Source organism: Pseudotabrizicola sp. (assembly GCF_030684215.1).
Classification (GTDB): Bacteria; Pseudomonadota; Alphaproteobacteria; order Rhodobacterales; family Rhodobacteraceae; genus Pseudotabrizicola.
Map to the genome: position 1 here is coordinate 195,989 of NZ_JAUXOV010000070.1, position 26,408 is coordinate 222,396.

Here is a 26,408-nt window from a genome sequence, read left to right on the forward strand (position 1 = left end):
ATCCGATCAGGTCTCTGGCACCAGAATTTCACGCTTGCCGACATGGTTGGCGGCGGTGACGACCATCTGTTCTTCCATCTGTTCGACCAGTTTCGCGGCCTTGTTATAGCCGATCCCCAGTTTGCGCTGAATATAGCTGGTTGAGCATTTGCGGTCCTTGGCTACAATCGCAACCGCCTGATCATACAGCGTGTCATCGCCGCCTTCACCGGTCGACAGGCCCAGCACCACGTCGATATCGCCGACCGAATCCTCATCCGGGCCTTCTACCACGCCCGACATATAGACCGGCGGGCCGAATGATTTCAGGTGGTTGACGATCTCCTCGACTTCTTCATCGCTGACAAACGGGCCATGGATACGGGTGATCTTGGCGCCGTTGCCCATGTAAAGCATGTCGCCCATGCCCAAAAGCTGCTCGGCCCCTTGTTCGCCCAGAATGGTGCGGCTGTCGATCTTCGAGGTCACCTGAAAGCTGATCCGGGTGGGGAAGTTGGCCTTGATGGTGCCGGTGATGACATCGACCGATGGTCGCTGGGTTGCCATGATGAGGTGGATGCCAGAGGCGCGGGCCATCTGGGCAAGGCGCTGGATGCAGGCTTCAATCTCTTTGCCCGCAACCATCATCAGATCGGCCATCTCATCGACGATGACCACGATATAGGGCAGGGCCACGGGGGCAAATTCTTCGGTCTCGAACACCGGCTCGCCGGTGTCTTCGTCAAACCCGATCTGAATGGTGCGCTTGAACATCTCGGCCTTGGCCAATGCCTCACGCACGCGGCCATTATATCCCTCGATGTTGCGCACGCCCATTTTGGACATCTTGCGATAGCGTTCTTCCATCTCGCCCACGACCCATTTGAGGGCCACAACCGCCTTTTTCGGGTCGGTCACAACGGGCGAGAGCAGATGCGGAATGCCGTCATACACAGACAGTTCCAGCATTTTAGGGTCGATCATGATCATCCGGCATTCTTCCGGTGACAGCTTATACAAAAGCGACAGAATCATGGTGTTGATGGCAACCGATTTGCCCGAACCCGTGGTCCCTGCGATCAGCAGGTGGGGCATCTTGGCAAGGTTGGCGACAATCGCATCGCCGCCAATGTCTTTGCCAAGCGCCAGCGGCAGGCGCATGTTGCTGTCGCCAAAATCGCGGGCGGCGATGATTTCGCGCAAGACCACCTTTTCGCGGGTTGCGTTGGGCAATTCGATCCCGATCACCGACCGCCCCGGAACGGTGGACACCCGCGCCGACAGGGCCGACATCGAGCGTGCGATGTCATCAGCCAGACCGATCACGCGGGATGCTTTCAGGCCCGGCGCAGGTTCCAGTTCATACATCGTTACCACCGGGCCAGGGCGCACGCTGACGATCTCACCCTTGACCCCGTAATCATCCAGCACGGATTCCAGCATCCGCGCGTTTTCTTCCAGTGCCTCATCCGACAGGGCAAAGCGCTCTACCGTGGAGGGGCTGGACAAAAGCGAAAGTGGCGGCAGTTCATAGGGTTGGTTGACCACCTCGTCAAACCGTAGCCGAGGCTGGCTTTCAGCCATGGCCTGCCGCGACGGCGTCAGCGGCTTTTTCACCACATGCTGCACGACGGGTTTGCGCACCTCGGCCACCGGGACGCGGGGCGGCAAGGGTGCCGGATCATAGTCTGGTTCATAGTTGCTGTCTGGCTGCCATCCATAATCACCTTCGTCTTCATAGGCAGGTTCGGGCGGCAGATCGGGTGTGAAGATACTGTCGTCATTTTCCCAAGCATCAACCTCTGGCGCGGGCTGATAGGTACGGGGCAAGGGTTGAAAGTGCGGGGGCAGAGGCGGCACGACGGAACTGCGCGCGATCTGCGCCGAGGTCAGAGGCGGCTCTGCCGGCAGGCCAGAGGCGCCCATCGGCGCTTTGCGGGTGTCGGCGATCAGCGGCTGAGGCCCACGCAGCCGCTGGGTCAGGCTGCGGGCTACGGGCGGTTCGCGGCGGGCCTGTACGGCGGTGGAAACCGGATTCAGCACCGGGCCGGGATGGCGCATGCGCGAGCGGATTGCATCGGAAATCCGGGCCTTGATCCGGTCATCATTCGGGGCCAGATCGTCGGAAAACTCCGGCAGCACAGGATCGATCAGCTCCGGCTCTGGTTCGGAGCGGCGCATCAGTTGCGGCATGCGTGCCAAAAGCCCTGCCTTTTCGCGCGGAGGTGCATAATGGGCGGCTTCGGCCATTGGTTCGGGATAGCGCGGATCGGCGCGCAAGGTGCTGTGCAACGCCGATGGCCGGCCCCATTCGGCGGCATTTTGGGCGGATTTCACCCCAGTTTCTGCCGCCGCGCGGTGAATGGATGCAACGCGAGCGCCCATTGCGGGCGCGGTCATCATGGGGGGGTGTTGCGCGTCATCCCAGTCTTGCGACCGGGTGGCGGCATGATAGGCAGCTGCCTCGGCCTTTGTTGCTTTGCGTTCGGCCAAAGCTTCTGCCGCGCGCGAGGTGCCGCGCCCTGCCAACCCAAGAACCGTATCATAGGCAAAGATCGTCCCCATCGCCAGAAACCGGCCAATCACGCCCAGTTCCGTCAGGGTAAATCCTGTCACCCACAGCCCCATCACCAACAGCAATCCGCCAAGGATAAGTGAAAACAGGGTGAGGCCGACGCCGGCGCTGACCGGGGCCACGCCCAAAAGCGTGCCAAGGATGGTGTCGCCAAACAGGCCGCCCAGACCAAAGGAATGAGGCCAGCCTGCGCCCGGCACCAGCGTGGCTGCAAACACCGATGCAAGCGCCACCGCGATGACCGCAAACACGATGCGCCCCACGGCGCGATCCGCCCCACGATGCAACACAAAGCGCACGCCCCAGACCCCAAGGATCAACGGCAGCATCCACGCGCCCTTGCCGCCAATGATCATCAGCGTTGATGCCACCGCAGCGCCAAACCGGCCCAGCATGTTGTTGGCAGGTTCATCCGTTGCGACCATCCAGCCCGGATCTTCGGGGGAATAGCTGCCCAGCATCGCGGCAAACAGCACCGCGCCCAAAAGCAGGGCGAGCCCGACCAACTCGCGACCCCGGCGTTCAAGCATGGCGGCGGTGTCCTGATCCAGAAGAGGGTCGCGTTGACGCATATTGATGGATGCCATGACCTTACCTGTCCTCAATCGTAGAGGCAGTCACGAAGGCGGATCAGCCCGTGCTGCAATTCTGTTTGTGGGGCGACCAGGGCCACCCGAATATAGGCTTTTCCGGGGTTTTCGCCCCCGACATCGCGCGACAGATAGGCACCGGGCAAAACCCGCACGCCTGTCTTGCGCCATAATTTCAATGCGGCGGCTTCGCCATCGCGCTCAGGCACTGGCAGCCAAAGAAAGAACCCGCCTTCGGGGGCCACGCGGTTGTGCAGGCCGGCAAACACCTCATCCGCCATGCAGAACTTGGCCTGATACAAGGCGAGACTGTCCGAGACATGCGAGTCGTCCGCCCAAGCAGCCTCGGAGACACGCTGAATGGGCAAGGGCAAGGGCGCACCGGCAAAAGCGCGCAACTGGCGAATGCGGGCCATGCTGTGCGTCCCGGTGGCGACAAAGCCAGACCGCAGCCCCGGAAGGTTCGACCGTTTTGACAGCGAATGAAACACCGCCACCCGCTCTGGGTCGGTGCCGGTGGCTTGCGCCACCTGCAAGGCACCGGGCGGCGGGGCATCGCGCCAGATCTCAGAATAGCATTCATCGGCAAAAATACGAAAATCGTGCTTTTCTGCCAGTGCCATCAGCCGTGCCAGATAGTCGGCGGGGGCCACAACCCCCTGCGGGTTTGCGGGCGAGCATAGATAGGCAACCGTCACCCGGTCCAGCACGTCGGGGGGCAATGCCTCATAATCCGGCAGAAATCCTGTCTCGGCGGTGGCGGGCACATAGACCGGCTCTGCCCCCACGGTCAACGCGGCCACGGCATAGACCTGATAAAACGGGTTCGGCATCAGAATGACCGGGCGTTTGCCAGCCTTGGTTTCCGGCGACAGGGCGATGGCCGCATTGAACAGGCCTTCACGCGTGCCGTTCAGCGCCATGATCTGATCGGGGTTCAGGCTAACGCCATAGCGCCGCTGCACCCAACCAGCGATGGAGGCTAACAGGTCTGGCGTGCCATCATTGGGTGGATATACCCCGAAACCATCCAGATGCTGTGCCAGCAAAGGCCCGACAAAGGCGGGCATCGGGTGGCGTGGCTCGCCAATGGTCATGGCAATGGGATCACCGCCGGGCGCGTGACTGTCCAACAGCTTCCGCAAACGCGGAAACGCATAATCCGGCAGGTTCGAGAACCGCTCTGGAAACGCCATATCTGCCTCATGTTCAGGGTCGTATCGCCCTGTTTTTTCTAACGATAGCCACTCACGCGGGCGCGGTCCAGAAAAAGCCGCGACTGCGTGGGGTTAGCCACAAGGGATTGTGTCTTTTTCGCCCTTATGCTGCGCGCTGGTCCCTCCCTTGCGGTCGCTTCCGGCTAGCGCAGCGCGCGCTCTGCTGCGGCCCCCAGCCGCAACAGGCGCTCTTCCTGCAATGGCCCCGCCATCAGGCTGATGCCGCACGATGGCTGCGAGGTTGGCAACGTCAGCGCACAGCCCCCCATCAGATTGCCAATCCGCGTGTTGCGCAGGGCCAGCAGGTTTTCGGTAACGTAGTAGGCGTCATCTGTGATCAGCCGTGCGGCATCGGGTGGCAGAATGGGCGCAGTTGGCACAAGAACCGCATCATAGCCTGCAACCGCGTGGGCCCAGACCGCGCGCAAATCATGCAGCCGCCGCCACGCTGCCACATAATCCGCTGCCCTGAATGCCGCGCCAGAGCGGAACCGATCCAGAATGGAGGGAAACATTTTATCCGGCGCGGCCTCAATCACCTTGCCCCAGATGCCATAGGCCTCGGCGGTGAACAGGATTGGCGACAGCAACATCGCCTCGGTCAGTTGCGGCACAGTGCCGCGCTCGATCCGCGCGCCCGCCCGCGCCAGTCGGGCCAAAGCATCGTCGAACCCGCGCGCGGGCTCGTCGCGCAGATCATCCAGCGCCACCGTTTCCAGCACCAGAAACCGCGCGCCTGCCAGGCTGGCCCCTGCCAGATCCGCCGCCCGCCCGCCCTCCAGTGCGGCCAGAAGCAGCGCGCAATCTTCGACCGTATGGGCCAGTGGGCCGACGGTATCGAACATCTCGCACAAAGGCACGACGCCCTTGACCGACACCCGGCCATGCGTGGTCTTTAACCCCACCAGATCATTCCACGCCGCTGGAATCCGCACCGATCCGCCGGTATCCGACCCGATCGCCGCCGGAGCCAGACCGTAGGCCACCGAGGCCGCCGCCCCCGAAGACGACCCGCCCGCCACCGCCGCCTCATCGTTGATGCAGGGCGGAGTCGCCGTCACCGGGTTCAGCCCCAGCCCAGAAAAGGCCAGCTCGGACATGTGGGTTTTTCCAAGACAAACAAGCCCTTGCAGCGTGGCCATGCGCAGAACCTCGGCATCTGCCAAAGGTGTGCGCCCGCGCAGCAGGGCCGACCCCGCCTCGGTTGCGCGGCCTGCGGTGTCAAACAGATCCTTCCAGCTGACCGGTACACCGTCGAGGATACCGCGCCGCAACCCTGCCTTGGCGCGGGACGCTGATGCCATCGCCTCGGCCCGGCTGCGGTTGGGCATGACACGGGCGTAAATCCGGTCACGCAGCGGGTGGCGATCAATGGCATCAAGCTGCATTTCGCACAGTTCCACCGGGTTGACCCGGCCTTTGCCGATTTCAGCCCCCAGTTCCGCTGCCGTCATATTTGCCCAAGTCTTTGCCATGCACCCGCCCCAGCCCGATTTGCAGCCACGCTAGCGGCAAGGCGGCGCATGGACAATTCCGATCTTTGCCCCATAGTTCACACCATGACTTATGACAGCGATATCCTGATTGCCGGGGGGGGATTGAACGGCCCGGCACTGGCGCTTGCCCTGGCCCAAGGGGGGCTAAGCGTGACGGTGGTCGATGCTCGGCCTGCGACCGTACGGGCCGAGGCTGGCTTCGATGGGCGCAGCTATGCACTTGCCATCGCGTCCAAGCGCCTGCTGACGGCTATTGGCGTCTGGGGCGATGTGGCCGACCGGGTGCAGCCGATCCTCCAGATCAAGGCATCGGACGGCATCGCAGGGCAGGGCGCGGCCCCGTTCTTTTTGCACTTCGACAGTGCCGAGATAGAAGAAGGCCCGATGGGCTTTATGCTGGAAGACCGTCACCTGTACCGTGCGTTTCTGGATGCGATGGGCAGCACGCGTGGCGTAACCCTGCTGTCGGGTGAAACCGTTGTGGCGCAGGACACGACGCCGCAAGGCGTCAGCATTACCCTTGCTTCTGGCAAAACCCTGACAGCGCGGCTTTTGGTTGGCTGCGACGGGCGCGGCTCGGGCACCGCGGCACGGGCAGGCATCCAACGGGTTGGCTGGGGCTATGGCCAGACCGCGCTGGTCACGGCGATCCGCCATGAAAAGAACCATCAAGGGATCGCCCAGCAATTCTTTATGCCCGCTGGCCCGCTTGCCATCTTGCCGCTGCCGGGCGGTTACCATTCCTCGATCGTCTGGAGCGAGACCGACAGCGCCGCCGCCGCGATTCAGGCGCTGGAGGATGCTGATTATCTCGCGGTGCTGCGCCCGCGCTTTGGTGACTTTCTGGGCGAGATCGCACTTGCCGGTGCGCGATTTACCTATCCGCTATCTCTGAGCCTTGCGCAGAGTTTTGTGGCCCCGAGGCTGGCGCTGGTCGGCGACGCCGCGCATGGTGTTCACCCGATTGCGGGTCAGGGCCTGAACCTTGGTCTGCGCGACGTGGCGGCGCTGGCAGAAGTGCTGGTGGACGCCTCGCGTCGGGGCGAAGATATTGGTGCTGCAGATGTGCTGGACCGCTATCAACGCTGGCGGCGCTTTGATTCTACCACCCTTGCGCTTGGCATGGACGGCGTGAACAGGCTGTTTTCAAACGATCATGGTGCCCTTCGTCTGGCGCGCGATCTTGGTATGGGCGCGATCAATGCGCTGCCCGGATTGCGCCGTGGGTTCATCCGTCAAGCGGCCGGCCTGACCGGAGATTTGCCGCGTCTGTTGTCTGGTCAATCTTTGTGACTGAAATGTCGGGGCCGTCGCAGGTGGCATCGAGCCACCCGCGACGGGGTTGCCATGCAAGGCGGGTGCGGCTGATCACGGCTTCGAACGTCTGCGCCTTTGTCGTTGTGGACGCCTCCGGCGGGAGTATTTTACAAGCAGCAATAATAGCTTAACCCCGAATTAAGGTTAACCTGTCAACTTGGTTGGGCGGTACAGGGAGGAGTCCCGATGACCGCAAGCAGCAAGTCGCCCCGGTTGCGTGGAAAGCTCTTCCTGCGCACTGGACCGGTGCCGTTGGCCGGGGTGCGCTGGCCTTGAGATTGCTGCTTTCCAAATACTCAAAATACAACCGTTCCGCTGCGAATGCGGTGGGTCAGTGTGGCGGCCCGCGCCGGGCCGGTCAGTCTGCGAGATGGGACCTGAAGGTCTGCACCACCTGTTCATAGACCGCGCGTTTGAAGGGAACGATCGACTCGCACATGTCGCGCGCGCCGATCCATTTCCATGCAGCGAATTCCGGGTGATCGCGGTCAATTGTGATCTGATCGTCATGGCCCAGATAGCGAAACAGGAACCACTTTTGCTTCTGGCCGCGGAACTTGCCTTTCCAGACTTTGCCCAGAAGGTCAGCGGGCAGGTCGTAGGTTACCCAGCCTTTGGTCTTGTCGATGACCTCGACCAGATCGCGTGTCACGCCAGTTTCTTCCCACAGCTCACGAAAGGCTGCGTCGCGGGGAGCTTCTCCCTCATCTATGCCACCTTGCGGCATTTGCCAGGCAGGCGAGGGCGAATCGATGCGTTGGCCGGTCCAGATCTGGCCAACGCGGTTTATCAGCACCACCCCCACGCATGGGCGGTAGGGTAGGGATTCGGGATCAAGGGTCATCAAGGTCCGCCGTTTGGCTCTGCTTCCTGTTGTGCAAAAGATCATCTTTTGCACAACAGGAACAGGGTGGTTATTGTGCCACAGCGGCAAGCCCGCGCAGGATATCAACGGCATAGGCCAGTTGGTAATCTTCATCGCGGAGTTTGGCGGCTTCTTCGGTACGGGCACGCTCGTCTTCGAGCAGTTTGCGTTCATCCTCGGACATCGAGTCGTTCGACAGGGTGCCGCGCAGGTCTGCTTCGGATGTTGGGCGACGGGTGGCGCTTGCCGGTTCTTCCGGTGTTTCGGTGGCGGTCGGGTCGCGGCGTGGTTGGTTGACCACGATGTCGGGCATGACGCCCAGTGCCTGGATCGAGCGGCCTGAGGGCGTGTAATATCGCGCCGTGGTCAGGCGCATGGCACCTTCACCGCGCAGCGGAATTACGGTCTGCACCGAGCCTTTCCCAAAGCTTTTGGTACCGACCACAATCGCGCGGCGATGGTCTTGCAGCGCACCGGCCACGATTTCCGACGCCGAGGCAGAACCACCGTTGATCAGCACGACCATTGGCTTGCCTTCGGCCAGATCGCCCAGTTTGGCGTTGAACCTTTCGCTGTCACGGGTCTCGCGGCCACGGGTAGACACGATTTCGCCCTTGTCCAGGAAGGCGTCTGACACGCGGATTGCCTGTGTAAGCAGGCCGCCGGGGTTGTTGCGCAGATCGACGACAAAGCCGTTCACATTTTCCATGCCGCCCAGTTCGGAGACTGCTTTTTTAAGGTTTTCTTCCAAACCGGAATAGGTCTGGTCGTTGAATGTGGTCACGCGCAGCACGACCGTATCCCCGACCACGCGGCTGCGTACCGCCGTCAACTTTATGGTGTCACGGATGATTGACACGTCAAACGGCTCTGCCACATCCTTGCGGACCACGGTAATGATGATTTCCGACCCGACCGGCCCGCGCATCATTTCAACGGCAGCGTCAAGCGTCAGGCCCAAAACGGATTCGCCGTTGACATGGGTGATGAAATCGCCAGCTTCGATCCCGGCCTCATCGGCGGGTGTGTCGTCGATGGGGGAAACCACTTTCACAAAGCCGTCTTCCTGCGTTACCTCGATGCCGAGGCCGCCGAATTCCCCACGGGTCTGCACCCGCATGTCGTCAAAATCCTTTGGCGCAAGATAGTTGGAATGCGGGTCGAGTGATGTCAGCATCCCGTTGATCGCGGCTTCGATCAGCTTTTTGCTGTCAACTTCCTCTACATATTGCCCCCGCACCCGTTCGAAAATATCGCCGAACAGGTCAAGCTGTTCATAGACATTCGCGTTGCGGGCGTTTTCCTGCGCAATCAAAGGGGCCGCGAATTGTGTCGTAAGGACGACCCCGGCCACTGTGCCGCCGATGGCGGCCAATACGAACTTTTTCATAGCCTCGTCCTTATTCCCTCAATGCTGCGAACCATTCGGCCGGATCGACCGGGTCTGCGCCTTGTCTAAGCTCCATATAGAGCGTTTCCGTGCCTTGCACGCCACCACCTTCTTGCGCGGCGGCCAGAAATTCAGCAACCCCCGGATCACCCCCGCCCATCAGGCCAAGGGCTGCTCCGGGGGCAATAACCTCACCTACCTGACCATAAACTGTTCCCAGCCCAGCTAGGATCAATAGATAGCCTCCTCCGGGCTCCAGCACGATCACATTTCCGTAGTCCAGAAGTGGACCCAGATATCGGATGGTTGCGGGCCACGGCGTTGTGACCAAGGCGCGGGGCCGGGTGGCCAGTGTCAGGCCGGGACGGCGCACGCCTGCTGCATCCGATTCCATTGACCGGCGCAGAAGGGTTCCAAGTACAGGCAGGGGCAAGCGGCCCTTTGCGTCTGTAAAACTGCTGGTGTCACGTTCATCAAGGGCAAGGCCCGATGCAAAAGCCTCTAGCGTATCGGCGCTTTGCAGCAATCCACGCAGCGTTTCCGGGTCCTCGGTGAAGCGTCGGGGCAGTTCGGTTCGGTCAGAAATGGCCTGTGACAAAGCTGTGCGCGCGTCTTGCGCCACCGCCAATCCGCCAATCAGAGTTTGACCTGCTGCCTGTTGCAGCGCGCGCAGGTCGCGCAATTCGGTCAGTTCGGCGTTCAGCGTTTCGGCTTCGGCCTGAAGCGCCGGGGTTACATCGGCCAGCATCATACCTGACCGAACCGTGCCCAAAGGGCCAGAGGGATGCAGCAGAAGCAAAGGGCCGGGGCGGCTTTCCATCTGGCTCAGCACGCCGATCAGTTGCGCCACACGGTCTCGCTTGGCCTGAAATTGCAGTTTCAGGGTGGTTTCGCGCAGATGCGCCTGCCGCAACGCTTCGCGCAGGGCGCTAAGGCCGTTTTCATAGGCGCGAATAGTCTGGGTCAGTGCAGAGACCCGGTCACGCGATGTTTTGGCCTGCTCCAACGCTGCCACTGCCGCTTGCAAGTCAACCGAGGCCGATATCGCTTGTTCAGCCACACCCTGCGCCAAAGCGGGAGTGGTCAACAGCAGCAGGCCAAGTGCGGCAGCGCGGATCATGTCAGAAGGCTTACTCCGGTCATCTCGGGCGGTTGTGGCAGCCCCATCAACTGCAACACCGTGGGTGCAAGATCAGCCAAACGCCCCCCATTGCGCAAGCGCGAACCTTCGGGTGCGCCCATCACGATCACGGGAACCGGGTTCAACGTGTGCGCCGTATGAGGGCCATTGGTCAGCGGATCCCACATCTGTTCGCAATTGCCGTGGTCCGCCGTGACGATCATCGCACCGCCGCGTGCCCTTAGTGCAGCGACAGCGCGGCCCAGTCCGTCATCAACCGCCTCACAGGCGGCAATCGCTGCAGGTAAAATCCCGGTATGCCCCACCATGTCGGGATTGGCGAAATTCACCACGATCAGATCGTAGCCCGCGTTGATTGCGCCGACTAGTTGATCGGCCACTTCCGGTTCGCTCATCTCGGGTTGCAGGTCGTATGTTGCCACCGATGGCGATAGCGGCATGAAGCGGTTTTCGCCGTCAAACGGCACCTCGCGCCCGCCGTTCAGGAAAAACGTGACATGCGGGTATTTTTCCGTCTCTGCCAGCCGGAACTGGGTTTTTCCGTTTGCGGCCACCCATTCGCCAAGGCAATTCACGATCACTCGCTTTGGAAAGGCTGTGGCGATATAGCCGTTATGCGCGTCGGAGTATTCGACCATTCCGAGCATGGCCGACCATGCAGGGCGCAAGCCTGTGTCAAAGGCGGCAAACCCCGGTTGGCCAAATGCCGCCAGAATTTCCCGCGCGCGGTCAGCGCGGAAATTCAGGCAAAACAGCCCGTCACCATCTTTGGCACCCTTATAGTCAGCAATCACCGTGGGGGCGAGGAATTCATCCGTCTCGCCCTTTGCATAGGATTGCGCCACCGCCGTCACGGCATCTGGTGCCGCTTCGCCTGATGCGTGGACCATAGCGCCATAAGCCCGCGCCACTCGGTCCCAGCGGTTATCGCGGTCCATTGCCCAGTAGCGGCCGGTGACTGTCGCCACATAGGCTCCTGCTGGCAATCCGGCCACCAGTTGCGCGATGAAACCCGCAGCTGAAGAAGGTGGCACATCACGGCCATCGGTCACCGCATGAAGGGCAACAGGCACACCCAGATCGGTCAGCGCCTGGCACGCGGCAAGCACATGGCTAATATGCCCATGCACGCCACCATCGGACACCACGCCCACCAGATGCGCGGTTCCCGCCTTGGCCTTTACCGCCTCTGCAAACGCAAGAAGGGAGGGGTTCGCGGCGAAACTGCCATCTTCCACGGCCAGATCAATCGCGCCCAGATCCATCGCCACCACGCGCCCCGCGCCGATGTTGGTATGGCCCACCTCGGAGTTGCCCATCTGCCCGGTCGGCAGGCCGACATCCGGGCCAAAGGTGGTCAGGGTGCTGTGCGGGCAAGTGGCCATCAGGGCATCAAAGTTTGGTGTCTTTGCCAACGCAGGTGCGTCCCATTCGCGCACCGGACCGATCCCCCACCCGTCAAGAATGCACAACACGACGGGTTTTGGAATGCTCATGGCGTGGCCTTCTACGTTGGTCTGGCGCGTTCATAGCCTTTGCGCGCGCATCGGGCAACAGTCCGCCACCGCTCTTGCGGGCGGACCCAACACGCTGGATGGAACGATTCAACGTTGAAGAAAATGGGTGAGAGGCTGGACAACGACCCAAGCGGGGCTCGTTACGGCTGCTTCCTTCCGGACCTGACCGGGTTGGCGAGGCGCTCGCCCGCGCCAACCTCTCAAGCGGTCAGATAGGGTAGGGCAGCGGATTCTGCAAGCCCCCAGATCATCACCTGCTGATCATCAAGCGGCCGTTAGCCCCAGATTCCGGCCCAGCGGGCACCGTCAGTCAGGCTGGTGGCGACATGGTGGGCGAACCGACCCGATGCCGGGATCATATCGGGCACCTGCACCACGGTCATGCCCGCGCTGAACGCGGCTTCGGCCCCCGGTTCGCTGTCCTCAAACACCAAACAGCGGGCGGGATCTACACCCAGCCGTGATGCGGCCAGCAAATAAGGTTCGGGATGCGGTTTTGGCGCGGATACATCGTCGCGGGTGATCACCGCATGGAAGGCCGGTCGCAAGCCAGCCTGCACCAGACGCGCCTCTGCCGGGTCGCGGCGCGAAGACGTCACCAGCGCCAGCGCATGCCGATCACGCAGGCCATGCACAATTTCGGATGCGCCCGGTTTCAGCAGCAGATCCACCGCCTGTGCCGCCAAAAAAGCGGTTTCCCAGGTCTCGTTCAGGCTGTGTATGTCAAGCCCCGGAAAACGTGCAAGGATCATCCCCGCCGAGGTGATCTGGTCGATGCCGACAATGCTGTGCAGCAGGTCTTCAACATCATGATGGCCCTGTGCCGCAAAGGCGGCAGCCCCGGTCTGCACCGTCAGACGTTCACTATCGACCAGCGTTCCATCAAGGTCGAAGAATACAGCATCAAACACAGCTTGCCCCTTATCTTCGCAAGGCCGCGGGCCCTACATATGCCGCTGAGGTATCAGATCAGCCCCGGATGAGGAAGCCAGAGCCGGGGTTAAAGCGTCAGCCTCAGACGCAAGAAGCCATCTTTGGTGCGCAACAGTGGTGTCAAAGACAGTTGGGGATGTTCGTCAAGATGATGCTCGGCCAGTGGGCTTGTATCGAAGACAACCGAGGTGTCAGGCATTGGCCGGAACCGCCAACCGGGCGCTGTGGGTATCATTGGCGGGCCTGTGCCGGACAGCGTGCGCGAAATATGGGCGATCAGAATGTCGCGGTTTGCCGTTTGCTCCTCAAGCACGACACGGCAGCTGTCTAACTTGGCATAGCCGCCGTTGCCAGAACCGCGATAGCTGTTGGTGGCAAGGATGAAGTCCTGCGCCGGATCAAGAGGTGCGTCGTTCCAGCAGAGGTCGCGAATGCGCTGCCCGCCCTGATCTGCTGGCGGGGCCGAGAGGTCAATTTCATAGGTTAGACCGACAATGCTGTCATGGACAAAGGATGGTATTTCCGGTCGGAACAAAGGTTGATCTGACAAGCCAAGAGCGATCTGGTGATAGCCGCGCGCTGAATTTTCCAGCCAGTTCCGCAGCTCGGCGCCTGTAATCTGCAATGCCATGATGGTGTTGGGGTGAACATAAAGGTCAGCCGCATGGCCCAACAAAATATCACCTGGCGGGATAAAAGAGTAGTTCTCTGGCCCGCCGATTCCGCCCACTTTGAACGGAGCAGTTGCTGACAGGACAGGCAAATGGGCCAGTGGCCCGCCGGACAACCGCTTTGCCACATAGTCCATCTGCGCCTGATTGATCATCTGAACCGACGGACAATCTGTGACCATCGCAAAAAAGCTGTGAATGGCGCGCGATGTCCGGCCAATCGGCTTGCGTGCCCACGCGCGCGTTGCTTTATGTGCGGGGCCGACAAGCGTGGTCAGGCTTTGGTCGGGCGCCACCAACCCCACGGATCTGCCTTCGGCATCGCGGCTGAAAATCGGACGCGCTGCAACCCGCTGCCCGTCCACACGCCAGCCAGTGTCGGTCCGAGCCAGATCAAGGTCGATCACGCCAAGATGCGAGCCGAAAAAGCCAGGCATCACGGCGGGCTTGCCATGCAGCGTTGCAGCTTGTGCATCTATGCCAATAGCCGGCGGATGCGCGCCGGTGCCGGGAAATACGCCATGCACATGCCCCATGATCAGGGCGTCTACGCCGTCAATTTGCGCGATATCCAGCGCGCCCTCTTGTGGACCGCTGCCATCAGAGGCAGGACCAATTCCGCAATGGGCCAGCACCACGATTACATCTGCCCCGGCGGCGCGAAGGGTAGGAATGTGGCGGGCCACAGAGTCGGCCATTGGCAGCATGTGCGCCATGCCATCTATCGCCTGCCTGTCCCAGATTTCGGTCTGCGGCGGCAACACTCCGATGACCCCCAGCCGCACCTGATGCGCATTGCCGGTTGTGTCGGTCAACGTTCGTTCAATGATCGCCCACGGTTGGAGGCGTTCGGCCAGCGGGCTTTCAGGCAGGGCGACGGTATTTGCCGACAAGACCGGAAATGGTGCATCTGCCAGTGCGGTCGTCAAAGTTTGGATCCCGTGCGAGAATTCATGATTGCCGATATTCACGGCATCATAGTTCAGCTGGGTCATCGCCTGCACCATCGGATGCGGCCGCAACTCGACGCGAGCGACGTAATCACCCAGTGGGCTGCCTTGCAAAAAATCGCCATTGTCCAGCAGCACCGACCCCGCGACCTCTGCTCTGGCTTGCGCGATCAAGGTCGCTGTCAGGCAAAGTCCTTTGCGCACACAGGGGGTATCTGCATGGTAGTCGTGACCAGACAAGTGCATGTGCAGATCGCTTGTCGCAAGAACTCGCAGCTGAACGCGTGCGGGGAAAACGATGGAACTCTCGTCCTTTGAAGGGTTTGTCTTAGGGCATCCTGCTGTCATGGGATGTGATTGACTCGTTGATCCAAAAACTAAAAATTTGAGACTGATCGTATTGGGATACCCTTAAGTTGAGGAGGATCAACTAGCGAAATCAAATCTGACAGCCTGATATCCCTAGAGTTGTATTTTAACACTACTTGGTCTGCGGCAGTTTACGCTTGTCTGTCTCCATGCCATCACATGCCTCAGCCTGTTCGGGCGTTCGGCGGAGGCAGAAGATGCGTTTGGCAGAGACGGTGACGTTTGGCGGTTCAGGGCTGAACCGTGCTGCAGAGTTGCGTAGCGATGCGGCGGCGCAGGCCGGTCTTCTGGGTCGTGGGCAGGTGTTGCCAGTCTGGCGCGGCAAACCCTTGATGCAGGCCGATGCGCTGGGCTGGGTCGGATCGGATTCGGTGGTACTGCACCATGCAGGCGCGCCGGTTTTTCTGGGGCTGGACGGTGATGTGCCCTGCTTTGCGGCAGATATCTCAGACTGGATGCCGGAAGCTGGGGCCGATGCTGTGCAGGCCGGCTTTATTGACACCAGCGAACAGCCCCACCCCGCATTGCCCGAAAGCTTTGCATTTGCCGAATTGCGCGCTGTCATGCTGCGTCTGACCCCGCGTGATGCGGAACTGGCCACGATCGCCAAGGCCGTCTTGCAATGGCACCGCAGCCATGGGTTTTGTGCTGTCTGCGGTGCAAAGTCGGTTTCGGCGATGGCGGGGTGGCAACGGTCGTGCCAGACCTGCGGCGCGCAGCATTTCCCGCGCACCGATCCGGTTGTGATCATGCTTGTGATCCATGGCAACCGGGCGCTTTTGGGTCGCAGCCCCGGCTGGCCCGAAGGCATGTATTCCTGTCTGGCTGGTTTTGTTGAACCGGGCGAGACGGTTGAAGCCGCGGTCCGGCGCGAGGTCTGGGAGGAAGCGGGTATCCGCTTGGGAGCGGTGCGCTATCTAGCCAGCCAGCCTTGGCCCTTTCCTGCCAGTCTGATGCTGGGCTGCGCCGGCGAGGCACTTGGCGATGCCATCACGCTTGACCCGAATGAAATTGAACACGCGCTATGGGTCAGTCGCGAGGATATGGTTTCGGTGATGGCAGGCACCCACCCGATGATAAAGCCCGCCAGAAAGGGCGCGATCGCGCATTTCCTGATACAGAACTGGCTTGCGGACCGGTTGGATTGACTTCAGATTCACGTCACAGGACGAAACGTCCGACAGAGCTTCGGCGGGCATCTTTTTGCTGAATGTTCAGTATCAGTTTCAAGGGTAGCAGAATGCATCTTTCTTCACGAACCGACATCGAAGCGCCCATAGAGCATGTCTACAAGGTCATGTCCGATTTCGAGAACTGGGAACGCGCAGCGATGCGGCGGGGTGCGGATGTCAGCCGCACCGACAAATTGCGCGCGCCGGGTGTGGGCATGGGGTGGCATGTGATTTTCCGCTTTCGCGGCAAGGAACGTGCTATCGACATCTATCTGACCGAGCAAGAGCCGGGCGCAAAGCTTGCGTTCAAAGGCAAAGGCCGCATGGTCGAAGGTGATCTGTCCATAGAGCTGGTGTCACTTGCCCCGAAACGAACGCGGATGGTGCTGCACACTCAAGTGCGCCCGCTGACAATCGCTGCGCGGCTGTTTCTTCAGTCTTTGAAACTGGCCAAAGGCCGGGTTCAGGGCAAGCTGAACAAACGCATGGAGCAACTGGCGATCGATATCGAAACCCGGTTCAACGGCGCGCGTGGTCGGTGAAAGCCTGTGTCAACCGCGGGTGCGATCTGATGGATAGACGCCCATGATGTTGATGTTATTTGTGAAATACCGAAGTTCTTCCAGCGCAAGTGCGACATTTGCGTCGTCTGGATGGCCTTCGATATCGGCATAAAACTCGGTCGCGATGAAGCTGCCGCCGACCATATAGCTTTCCAGCTTGGTCATGTTGACGCCGTTTGTAGCAAATCCACCCATAGCCTTGTAAAGCGCCGCAGGAATGTTGCGCACCTGAAAGGTAAAGGTTGTGATCATCTGCTCTGCGCGGCGGCTGTGATCAGCTTCGCGGCTCATCACCAGAAAGCGGGTCGTGTTGTTTTTGTGGTCTTCGATATGGGCGGCCAGCACGTCCAGTCCGTAAATCTGGGCTGCCAGTTCACTGGCCAGCGCCGCGCGGGTTTTATCCCCGGCCTCGGCCACTTCGCGCGCGGCGCGGGCGTTATCGGAACTGACGCGCCCGGCGATTCCATGGCTGCGCAAAAAGCTGGCGCATTGCGGCAGGATCACAACATGGCCATGCGCCTCGCGCACATCAGCCAGAGTGGCGCCCGGCACACCCAGCAGGTTGACATGCACCCGTACAAAGGCTTCGGCCACGATATGCAGGCCGGATTTGGGCAACAGGCTGTGAACATCCGCCACCCGGCCATAGGTCGAATTTTCGACCGCCAGCATTCCCAGATCAACCGTGCCAGACCGGGTCAGTTCGACCACATCCTCGAATGTTGTGCAGGGCACGACCTCCATATCCGGGCATGCTTGCTGGCACGCCTGATGTGAATAGGCGCCAAGTTCACCCTGAAAAGCGATGCGACCAGTCATGTTTCAGGCTCCGATTGATAAAGACACGTCAAAAAGGGGCGATTGGTCGCGCACCTACACCTTGAAACATGTATAGGGAAGCGGGTAGAAGCCGTGCAAAGAGAATGCCAAGGGAAAGCGCGACATGTTCGACACGATGACGATGACCAAGGTGTTGGGGGCGGTCTGCGGCTCGCTTCTGGTGTTTTTGCTGGGCGGTTGGGCAGCGACTGCGCTGTATTCAACCGGCGGCGGCCATGGCGCAGGCCATGAGCAGGCCTATGTAATCGACACCGGCGCATCTGATGCACCAACCGAAGCGGCAGAAGCACCCGATTTCGAGACGATCTTCGCGGCAGCTGATGCCGCAGCCGGCCAGTCGGTGTTTGCCAAATGCCGCGCCTGCCATAAGCTGGACGGCGCCGATGGCGTTGGCCCACACCTGAACGGCATTGTTGACAAGGCAAAAGCTGCGTCTCCTGGATATGCCTATTCTGATGTGCTCAAGGGTATGGCATCTGACGCATGGACGCCGGAAAACCTGTATGCCTTTTTGCAAAATCCACGCGGTTATGCGCCTGGCACCAAAATGGCCTTTGCAGGTCTGCCCCGCAGCGACGAGCGTGCAAATCTGATCGCCTATCTGGCTACCGTCAACTGAACTGGCTGAAATGCCGTGCAAAGGCCGTCCCACAGGGGCGGCCTTATTGCTTTCTTGCCCTGATCACGCAATCGCCACTTGAGCCATCGACAATCCGCGCTTTACTTCCCTAAATGAACCAAAGCCGTGAAAAAGGCGGTCAAGGCATAAAGGGGAAGGTCAGATGGCGATGGCATATGTCAAAGTGGCGGTGCTGGGGGCAGCTTTTGTGGCAGCGATACCTGCCTGGGCGCAGCAGACGGTGATCACCTCACACGGAATTTCGACGTTTGGCGAATTGGAGCTGGCCGCCGATTTCACCCATCTGCCCTATGTGAATCCCGATGCGCCGAAGGGCGGTGAAATCTCTATCTGGGCGTTTGGCGGCTTTGACAGCATGAATCCCTATTCGGTCAAAGGGCGCGCTGCGGGCCTGTCTTCGGCGCCATACGAATCTATCCTTGTCGGCACGGCGAATGAAATTGGCGCAGTTTATTGCCTGCTGTGTTCTACGCTGGAATACCCAGAGGATCGGTCTTGGGTGATTTTCAACCTGCGCCCCGAGGTGACATTCTCTGACGGCACCCCGATGACTGCCGAAGATGTATTGTTCTCTTATCAGACCTTTCTGGAAAAGGGTCTGACCGATTTCCGCACAGTTCTGGCCACGCAGGTTGAAAGCGTAGAGGTGCTGGACCCGAACCGCATCAAGTTCAGCTTCAAACCGGGCGTGCCCCATCGTGACCTGCCCGCTGATATGGGCGGCCTTCCCGTGATCTCAAAGGCCCATTACGAGGCCAGTGATCTGGACCTTGAAGAAAGCACGATGACGCCGATGGTGGGCAGCGGCAAATATGTGCCGGGCCGGATCGACGTTGGCAAATCGGTAACCTGGGTCCGCAACGAGGAGTATTGGGGCAAAGATTTGCCCATGAGCAAAGGGCGGGGCAATTTCGACACCATCCGCATCGAATATTATTCCGATTACGATGCCGCGTTTGAGGGCTTCAAGGCCGGCAACTACACCTTCCGCAACGAGGCCAGTTCGATCAAATGGGCGACGGGTTTTGACTTTCCCGAAGTGGCGGCAGGGCACATCGTAAAGACCGAATTGCCCGATGGCAGCAAGGCCAGCGGGCAGGCGTTCCTGTTCAATATGCGCCGCGAGAAGTTTCAGGATCCGCGCGTGCGCGAAGCCATTGGGCTGATGTTCAACTTTGAATGGTCTAATGCCACGCTGTTTTACGACCTTTACGCCCGTATCAATTCAGTCTGGGAAAACACCTGGCTTGAAGCCGAGGGCGCCCCCTCTGTGGAAGAAGCGGCGATACTGCAACCGTTGGTCGATGAAGGGCTTTTGCCCGCCACGATCCTGACCGACGAGGCGGTGATGGCAGCCACTTCGGGCGAGCGGCAGCTGGACCGCGCCAATCTGCGCCGCGCCAGTGCGCTTCTGGATGAGGCGGGCTGGGCCGTGGGCAGTGACGGTATGCGCCGCAACGCCGCCGGACAGGTGCTTTCGGTCGAAATGCTGAATGACAGCCCCAGCTTTGATCGCGTGATGAATCCCTTTGTCGAAAACCTCAAGGCGCTTGGTGTTGATGCCAGACTGACCCGCGTTGACAACGCGCAGATGGAAGCGCGCACGCGCCCGCCGTCATATGACTTTGATCTGATTACTGGAAATGCGCGGTCCAGCTACATTTCCGGTTCTGAACTCAAGCAGTTCTACGGGTCGGAAACCGCTGATGTGTCTGCCTTCAACGTCATGGGTCTGAAAAGCCCCGCCGTTGACAAATTGGTGGATGTGGTGATGGCCTCGCAGTCGCTCGACGATCTGACCAACGCGACCAAGGCGCTTGACCGTGTGCTGCGCGCGGAACGATTCTGGGTGCCGCAATGGTATAAGAACGTCCACACCATCGCCTATTACAACTTGTTCGAACATCCCGAAACCTTGCCGCCCTATGCTCTGGGCGAGCTGGATTTCTGGTGGTATAACGCGGAAAAAGCAGTGGCGCTTCGGGCAGCGCGCATCCTGCGATAACAAGAACAACAGGCAGGCAGACCACATGGGCGCCTATATCCTTCGGCGGATTTTTTTGATCATCCCGACGCTGATCGGGATCATGATCATCAACTTCGGGCTGACGCAGTTTGTGCCGGGCGGGCCTATTGAACAGGTGCTGGCCCGAATCGACGGCGGCGGCGACAGCATTCAGGCAATCAGCGGCGCAGGGGATGCGGGCATCGCCCAACAGGGCAACGATTCTGGCTATGTTGGCGCGCAGGGGCTGGACCCCGCCTTTCTGGCCGAACTGGAGGTACAGTTCGGTTTTGCCCGCTTTGTCTGCGAGCCGGGGTTTTCCGGCAGACCCTCGGCGCGCGCGACCGAATGTGTCAAGGAAGCGATCCCGGCTTGGGAGCGGTTCTTTATCATGATGTGGAACTATATTCAGTTCGACTTTGGCCAAAGCCATTTCCGCTCGATCGGCGTGCTGGAGCTGGTCTGGGAAAAACTGCCTGTGTCACTGACCCTTGGCTTGTGGTCGACGCTGATTGCCTACGCAATTTCCATTCCGCTGGGCATCCGCAAGGCGGTCAGCGATGGGTCCAGATTCGACACATGGACCAGCGGGGTTATCATCGCGGCCTATGCGATCCCCGGCTTTTTGTTCGCCATTCTTTTGCTGGTGCTGTTCGCGGGGGGGAGCTATTTCCGCTGGTTCCCGCTGCGGGGGCTGACCTCGGACAATTTTGACCAATTGTCGATGATCGGCAAGGTGCTGGATTATTTATGGCACATCACCCTTCCCGTTATTGCGTCTACCATCGCCAGCTTTGCCACATTGACCCTGCTGACCAAGAACAGCTTTCTGGATGAGATCAAAAAGCAATATGTGATGACCGCCCGCGCAAAGGGGTTGCCCGAAAGCCGCGTGCTGTATGGCCATGTGTTCCGCAACGCCATGCTGATCGTGATTGCGGGCTTTCCGGCTTTGTTTTTGTCGGTGTTCTTTGGCTCCAGCCTGATTATCGAGACGATCTTCAGCCTCGACGGCCTTGGCCAGTTGGGCTTCCGTGCGGCGGTGGAACGCGATTATCCGGTGATCTTTGGCACGTTGTTCTTCTTTGGTCTGATCGGGTTGTTCGTCGGTATTCTGTCCGATCTGATGTATGTCTGGGTTGACCCGCGCATTGATTTTGAGCGGAGGGGGTAGATGGCCCTTTCACCGCTGAATCAGCGCCGTCTGCGCAATTTCAAAGCGAATCGCCGGGCCTACTGGTCTCTGATCCTTTTTTCCATCCTGTATGGCATCTCGCTTTGTGCCGAGATCGTGGCCAATGACAAACCGCTGCTGGTGCAGTTTCAGGGCGAATGGCACGCCCCTTTCGCACGGTTCTATCCCGAAACCGCCTTTGGTGGTGATTTCCAGACCGAGGCGAAATACAAAGATGTCGAAGTGCGCTGCCTGATCATGGCCGCCGGGGCCGAAGCCTGTTGGGATGACCCCGAGGGCATCTTGGCCGAGGCAACGACGCAAGGCACCGCCTTGGGTGAGCCGATTGAGCGCGGGCGGATCATCTGGGCGCCTGTTCCCTACAGCTACAACACCATCAACGACATCGGCAAAGCCGCCCCTTCTGCCCCCGATGCGCAACATTGGCTGGGCACCGACGACACCGCCCGCGATGTGCTGGCGCGCGTGATCCATGGCTTTCGCCTGTCGGTCAGCTTTGCGCTGATCGTCACTGTGCTGACCAGCATCATCGGCATTGCCGCAGGCGCGGTGCAGGGCTATTTCGGCGGCCTCACGGACCTTATCTTTCAGCGCATCATTGAAATCTGGGGCGCTACGCCGACGCTTTACGTCATCATCATTGTGGCGGCCATCTTCACCATGAACTTCTGGATACTCGTGTTCTTAATGGTGCTGTTCGGCTGGACAGCCTTGGTGGGCGTGGTGCGGGCCGAATTCCTGCGGGCGCGCAATTTTGAATATGTCCGCGCAGCGCGTGCGTTGGGCGTGCCTGACCGGGTGATCATGTCCCGCCATGTGTTGCCCAATGCGATGGTGGCCACGCTGACGCTGTTGCCCTTTATCATCACAGGCACCATCGGCGCTCTGACCGCGCTTGATTTTCTTGGCTTTGGTCTGCCGTCTTCATCCCCCAGCCTTGGCGAGATGACGCAACAGGCCAAGCAAAACCTTCAGGCGCCATGGCTTGCGTTTACCGCGTTTTTCACCTTTGCCATCATGCTGAGCTTGCTGGTTTTCATCTTTGAGGGTGTCCGCGATGCCTTTGACCCGCGAAAGACCTTTCAATGAGCGTGCTTGCGGTCAACGATCTGAAGATCAGCTTCCGTCAGGATGGCCGGGTGATACAGGCGGTGCGCGGTGTTTCCTTCACCGTGGGGAATGGCGAAACCGTGGCCTTGGTGGGCGAATCCGGGTCGGGCAAGTCGGTTACCGCGCTGTCCACCGTTGGATTGCTTGGTGATAGTGCCATTGTTGAAGGGTCGGTCGTTTATCAGGGCACCCAGATGGTCGGGGCGTCCGAACCCGACCTGCGCCGGGTGCGTGGCAATGACATCAGCTTCATCTTTCAGGAACCGATGACCAGCCTGAACCCGCTGCACACCATTGAACGGCAGTTGGGCGAGAGCCTTGCGCTGCATCAGGGTCTGCTGGGGCAGGCGGCGCGTGACCGTATTCTGGACCTGCTGGCCAAGGTTGGCATCCGCGACGCTGAAAGCCGGCTGGGTGCTTATCCGCACCAGTTGTCGGGCGGGCAGCGTCAGCGGGTGATGATCGCCATGGCGCTTGCCAACGGGCCGGAGCTGTTGATCGCGGATGAGCCAACCACCGCGCTGGATGTTACAATTCAGGCGCAGATCCTTGACCTTCTGGCCGATCTGAAGCGGTCTGAAGGGCTGTCCATGCTGTTCATCACCCATGACCTTGGCATCGTGCGCCGTATTGCTGACCGTGTCTGCGTGATGCAAGGCGGCGAGATTGTCGAACAAGGGCCAACGGCAGAAATCTTTGCCAACCCGCAACACCCCTATACCCAAAAGCTGCTTGCGGCAGAGCCAAAGGGCCTGCCCGACCCGGTACCCGAGGGCGCGGCCGAGGTGGTCCGCACCCAATCTTTGCGCGTCTGGTTTCCGATCACGGCGGGTTTCCTGCGCAAAACGGTGGGCCATGTCAAAGCGGTGAACGATGCCACACTGTCGGTGCGCGCGGGCGAGACGCTGGGGATTGTGGGCGAAAGCGGGTCGGGCAAGACTACGTTGGCCCTTGCGATCCTGCGCTTGGTGCCGTCAACCGGGCCGATTGTGGTTCTGGGCCGCGATGTTTCGCGCCTGTCTGGTGCTGCGCTTCGCCCGGTCAGGCGTGACATGCAGGTGGTTTTCCAAGACCCGTTCGGGAGCCTGTCACCGCGCATGACAGCCGAGCAGATCATTGCCGAGGGCATGGCTCTGCATGGTCACAACACGCCCGCCTCGACCCGTGAAAAAGTGGCCGCCATCATGTCAGAGGTGGGTCTGGACCCGGCCATGATGGGTCGCTACCCGCATGAGTTTTCCGGCGGGCAGCGCCAACGCATCGCCATCGCCCGCGCCATGATCCTGCGGCCGAAACTGGTGGTGCTGGACGAGCCGACCAGCGCGCTGGACATGACCGTTCAGGTGCAGATCGTTGGCCTGTTGCGTGATTTGCAGCGTAAGTGGGGGTTGGCCTATATCTTCATCAGCCACGATCTGCGCGTGGTGCGGGCCCTGTCGCACAAGGTGATGGTGATGAGGGCTGGCGATGTGGTCGAATCTGGCGACGCCCGCACCGTGTTTGGTGCCCCGTCCTCTGACTATACTCGTGCGCTGTTGCTGGCTGCCTTTGGCGACATGTCGGGGGAAATGGCAAAGGCAGAGGCATGAAGCTGTTGTTCTTGCATCAGAACTTTCCCGGCCAGTTCCTGCATCTGGCCCCGGAAATGGCGCGGCGCGGGCATGATGTAACGGCGATGACCGATGCAAAAAACAATCGGCAGTCCACGGTCAAAACCATCCGCTACAAGCATGAAGCCAGAAATGTAGAGCCGGCGCAGACCCGTCTGGGGCGTAACTACACAACCATGTCAGACCGAGGTGTCACTGTCGCGCGCGCCTGTGCCCATTTGCGCGATACACAAGGATATGTGCCCGATGTGATTTTTGGCCATTCAGGCTGGGGCGAGACGCTGTTTCTGAAAGAGATATGGCCGCAGGCCAAGCTTATTGTCTATGCCGAGTTTTACTATCGCGGTGTTGGGGCCGATGTTGGTTTCGATACCGAGTTCGCCCCCTATGGGCTTGATCAGATCCTCATTGCCCAAGCCCGCGCCGCGCATCTGGGGCAAGCGCTGTTGCATGCTGACGCGGGCCTTGCGCCAACCGCATGGCAGGCCAGCACCTATCCTGATGCGCTGCGCGGCATGATCCGCGTGATCCATGACGGCGTTGATTGCGACGCCATGCAGCCGAATCCGCAAGCCAGCGTGACGCTGCCCGATGGTCGCACCTTGCGCGCGGGCGATGAGGTGCTGACGTTTGTGAACCGCAATCTGGAACCGTATCGCGGATATCATATGTTCATGCGCGCTCTGCCCGATGTGCTGCGCTCCCGGCCAAATGCCCATGCAGTAATCGTTGGTGGCAATGAGGTCAGCTATGGGGCCGCGCCAAAGGGGGCCAAGGGCTGGAAAGACCTGATCCTGTCCGAAGTGCAAGACCGCCTGCCGATGGATCGTGTGCATTTCATGGGAAAAGTGCCTTACGGTGCCTTTGTGTCGATCATGCAGATCAGCCGGGTGCATGCCTATCTGACCTATCCCTTTGTGCTGTCATGGTCGATGCTGGAGTCGATGGCTGCGGGCTGTTTGGTGGTCGGTTCTAAAACCGCCCCGGTCGAGGAGGTGATAACCCATGGTGAAAACGGCCTGCTGGTTGATTTCTTCGATATCAAGGGCTGGTCCCAGACCTTGACCGACACGCTCGCCCACCCTGAACGATATGATGCGCTGCGGGTTACGGCCCGGCAGACCGCGCAGACGCATTATGACATGCGCGGAGTCTGCCTGCCGCGCATGATCGACTTTGTCGAAGGCTTTGGTCCGAAAGGTTAAGCTGCTTTCGCTTGGCTCAGGTCTGTCAGCGCGTCGGCGGCAATGGCAAAGGACCGTAGCCGCGCCGCATGATCGTGGATCATCCCCGTCACCATCAGCTCATCCGGCTGATAGCGATCTAGGATCGTCGCGAGTTCGCGCCGCACCGTGACGGGTGACCCGACTGCTGCGACCGACAGCGCGTGATCGACACCCGCCCTGACCGGGGCCGGGATATGCGCGTCAATATCCGCCACCGGGCGTGGCAGTTTGCCGGGCTTGCCCGTGCGCAGCCGGGCAAAGGCCAGCATTTGCGACGTGCGCAGGAATTGCGCCTCGGCATCGGTGTCTGCGGCGCAAACTCCCGCCGCCATCATCGCATAGGGCTGCGCAAGGAACCGCGACGGGCGGAAGGTGGCGCGATAGGTTTCCAGCGCCTCCTCCAGCATTGCAGGCGCGAAATGGGATGCAAAGGCGTAAGGCAGGCCCAGATAGGCGGCCAATTGCGCGCCATAGAGGCTGCTTCCCAGAATCCAGACCGGCACATGGGTGCCTTCGCCCGGAATGGCGCGCACGGCGGCCCCTTCGGTGGGTGTGTCGAAATAGGTCATCAGTTCCACCACATCCTGTGGGAAGCTGTCTTCGGGCGCCATGTGGCGGCGCAGTGCACGGGCGGTCGCCATATCGGTGCCCGGTGCCCGGCCAAGCCCCAGATCAATCCGCCCCGGATACAGGGTTTCCAGCGTGCCGAACTGTTCGGCCACGATCAGCGGCGCGTGGTTGGGCAGCATGATTCCACCCGCGCCAATCCGGATTGTCCGCGTCGCCGCCGCGACATGGCCAATCACAATCGGCGTGGCGGCAGAGGCGATGCCGGGCATGTTATGATGCTCGGCCAGCCAAAAGCGGTGATAGCCCGAGGCTTCAGCCAGTTGCGCCAGCGCCACCGTATTGGCCAGCGCCTGCGCCGTGCTGCTGCCCTCGGGCACTGGGGAAAGATCAAGCAGGGAAAAGTGGTGCATCGTTGTGTCTCCTGCCCGTAAACCTAAGGGCAGGGACCACGCAATGTAAGGGCCACG

The 26,408-nt window shown here is 60.4% G+C and carries 20 protein-coding genes and 1 other RNA gene; 9 read left to right on the forward strand and 12 right to left on the reverse strand.

Going from position 1 to position 26,408, the window contains the following annotated elements:
- Positions 1-6 precede the first annotated feature (6 nt).
- From Q8K08_RS15080 to Q8K08_RS15090, 3 genes are all read right to left on the reverse strand, one after another.
- Entirely contained in the window at positions 7-3,141 is a 3,135-nt protein-coding gene (locus Q8K08_RS15080; RefSeq protein ID WP_305250595.1) for a DNA translocase FtsK, read from the reverse strand.
- Positions 3,142-3,155: 14 nt separating this feature from the next.
- Positions 3,156-4,340 carry an aminotransferase class I/II-fold pyridoxal phosphate-dependent enzyme gene (locus Q8K08_RS15085; RefSeq protein WP_304796559.1) on the reverse strand — a complete coding sequence of 395 codons (1,185 nt, stop codon included), beginning with the start codon at positions 4,338-4,340 and terminating at the stop codon, positions 3,156-3,158.
- Positions 4,341-4,504: 164 nt separating this feature from the next.
- A complete protein-coding gene (locus tag Q8K08_RS15090) occupies positions 4,505-5,836 on the reverse strand; it encodes an amidase (RefSeq protein WP_304796562.1) in 1,332 nt (443 codons plus the stop codon).
- A gap of 84 nt (positions 5,837-5,920) precedes the next feature.
- Here Q8K08_RS15090 and Q8K08_RS15095 point away from each other — a divergent pair, with 84 nt between their 5' ends.
- Positions 5,921-7,150 carry an FAD-dependent monooxygenase gene (locus Q8K08_RS15095; RefSeq protein ID WP_304796565.1) on the forward strand — a complete coding sequence of 410 codons (1,230 nt, stop codon included), beginning with the start codon at positions 5,921-5,923 and terminating at the stop codon, positions 7,148-7,150.
- Between the two features lie 382 nt (positions 7,151-7,532).
- Here Q8K08_RS15095 and Q8K08_RS15100 read toward each other — a convergent pair whose 3' ends face one another.
- The 7 genes from Q8K08_RS15100 to Q8K08_RS15130 form a co-directional block, all read right to left on the reverse strand.
- A complete protein-coding gene (locus tag Q8K08_RS15100) occupies positions 7,533-8,018 on the reverse strand; it encodes an RNA pyrophosphohydrolase (RefSeq protein ID WP_304796567.1) in 486 nt (161 codons plus the stop codon).
- A gap of 70 nt (positions 8,019-8,088) precedes the next feature.
- Entirely contained in the window at positions 8,089-9,429 is a 1,341-nt protein-coding gene (locus Q8K08_RS15105; protein ID WP_304796570.1) for a S41 family peptidase, read from the reverse strand.
- A 10-nt stretch (positions 9,430-9,439) separates the two neighbouring features.
- Positions 9,440-10,549, reverse strand: coding sequence for a murein hydrolase activator EnvC (locus Q8K08_RS15110; protein WP_305250596.1), 1,110 nt, complete (start codon positions 10,547-10,549; stop codon positions 9,440-9,442).
- A complete protein-coding gene (gene gpmI / locus Q8K08_RS15115; RefSeq protein ID WP_305250598.1) occupies positions 10,546-12,066 on the reverse strand; it encodes a 2,3-bisphosphoglycerate-independent phosphoglycerate mutase in 1,521 nt (506 codons plus the stop codon). The genes Q8K08_RS15110 and gpmI overlap by 4 nt, the downstream gene beginning before the upstream one ends.
- Positions 12,067-12,191: 125 nt before the next feature.
- Positions 12,192-12,290, reverse strand: an RNA gene (ffs, locus tag Q8K08_RS15120) — signal recognition particle sRNA small type.
- 72 nt (positions 12,291-12,362) lie between these two features.
- Positions 12,363-12,998, reverse strand: a complete 636-nt coding sequence (locus tag Q8K08_RS15125; RefSeq protein ID WP_304796580.1) for an HAD family phosphatase — start codon at positions 12,996-12,998, stop codon at positions 12,363-12,365.
- Between the two features lie 89 nt (positions 12,999-13,087).
- Positions 13,088-14,989 carry a bifunctional 2',3'-cyclic-nucleotide 2'-phosphodiesterase/3'-nucleotidase gene (locus tag Q8K08_RS15130; RefSeq protein ID WP_305250599.1) on the reverse strand — a complete coding sequence of 634 codons (1,902 nt, stop codon included), beginning with the start codon at positions 14,987-14,989 and terminating at the stop codon, positions 13,088-13,090.
- 218 nt (positions 14,990-15,207) lie between these two features.
- On the opposite strand from Q8K08_RS15130, the gene nudC reads away from it, so the two are divergent.
- Positions 15,208-16,158 carry an NAD(+) diphosphatase gene (gene nudC / locus Q8K08_RS15135; RefSeq protein ID WP_305250601.1) on the forward strand — a complete coding sequence of 317 codons (951 nt, stop codon included), beginning with the start codon at positions 15,208-15,210 and terminating at the stop codon, positions 16,156-16,158.
- 92 nt (positions 16,159-16,250) lie between these two features.
- The gene (locus Q8K08_RS15140; protein WP_304797532.1) at positions 16,251-16,724 is read left to right on the forward strand and encodes an SRPBCC family protein; all 474 of its coding nucleotides are present in this window, start codon (positions 16,251-16,253) and stop codon (positions 16,722-16,724) included.
- 9 nt (positions 16,725-16,733) lie between these two features.
- Here Q8K08_RS15140 and Q8K08_RS15145 read toward each other — a convergent pair whose 3' ends face one another.
- Positions 16,734-17,564 (reverse strand): prephenate dehydratase, encoded by an 831-nt coding sequence (locus Q8K08_RS15145; protein ID WP_304797531.1) that lies wholly within the window; start codon positions 17,562-17,564, stop codon positions 16,734-16,736.
- A gap of 124 nt (positions 17,565-17,688) precedes the next feature.
- Between Q8K08_RS15145 and Q8K08_RS15150 the strand changes: the two genes are divergently transcribed.
- The 6 genes from Q8K08_RS15150 to Q8K08_RS15175 all read left to right on the forward strand — a co-directional run bounded on the left by Q8K08_RS15150 (position 17,689) and on the right by Q8K08_RS15175 (position 25,350).
- Positions 17,689-18,204, forward strand: coding sequence for a cytochrome c family protein (locus Q8K08_RS15150; RefSeq protein WP_304797529.1), 516 nt, complete (start codon positions 17,689-17,691; stop codon positions 18,202-18,204).
- Positions 18,205-18,367: 163 nt separating this feature from the next.
- Entirely contained in the window at positions 18,368-20,230 is a 1,863-nt protein-coding gene (locus Q8K08_RS15155; protein ID WP_305250603.1) for an extracellular solute-binding protein, read from the forward strand.
- Positions 20,231-20,255: 25 nt separating this feature from the next.
- Positions 20,256-21,404: a microcin C ABC transporter permease YejB gene (locus Q8K08_RS15160; RefSeq protein WP_304802089.1), complete on the forward strand. Its 1,149-nt coding sequence runs from the start codon at positions 20,256-20,258 to the stop codon at positions 21,402-21,404.
- Positions 21,405-22,514, forward strand: a complete 1,110-nt coding sequence (locus tag Q8K08_RS15165; protein WP_305250606.1) for an ABC transporter permease — start codon at positions 21,405-21,407, stop codon at positions 22,512-22,514.
- Complete coding sequence (locus tag Q8K08_RS15170; protein WP_305250607.1) at positions 22,511-24,124, forward strand: ABC transporter ATP-binding protein; 1,614 nt, start codon at positions 22,511-22,513, stop codon at positions 24,122-24,124. Before Q8K08_RS15165 ends, Q8K08_RS15170 begins: the two co-directional genes overlap by 4 nt.
- Positions 24,121-25,350: a glycosyltransferase family 4 protein gene (locus Q8K08_RS15175; RefSeq protein ID WP_305250609.1), complete on the forward strand. Its 1,230-nt coding sequence runs from the start codon at positions 24,121-24,123 to the stop codon at positions 25,348-25,350. The genes Q8K08_RS15170 and Q8K08_RS15175 overlap by 4 nt, the downstream gene beginning before the upstream one ends.
- On the opposite strand, the gene Q8K08_RS15180 is transcribed toward Q8K08_RS15175, so the two are convergent.
- Positions 25,347-26,351, reverse strand: a complete 1,005-nt coding sequence (locus Q8K08_RS15180; RefSeq protein WP_305250611.1) for an LLM class flavin-dependent oxidoreductase — start codon at positions 26,349-26,351, stop codon at positions 25,347-25,349. The two genes, Q8K08_RS15175 and Q8K08_RS15180, sit on opposite strands and share 4 nt — an antisense overlap.
- Between the last annotated feature and the right edge of the window lie 57 nt (positions 26,352-26,408).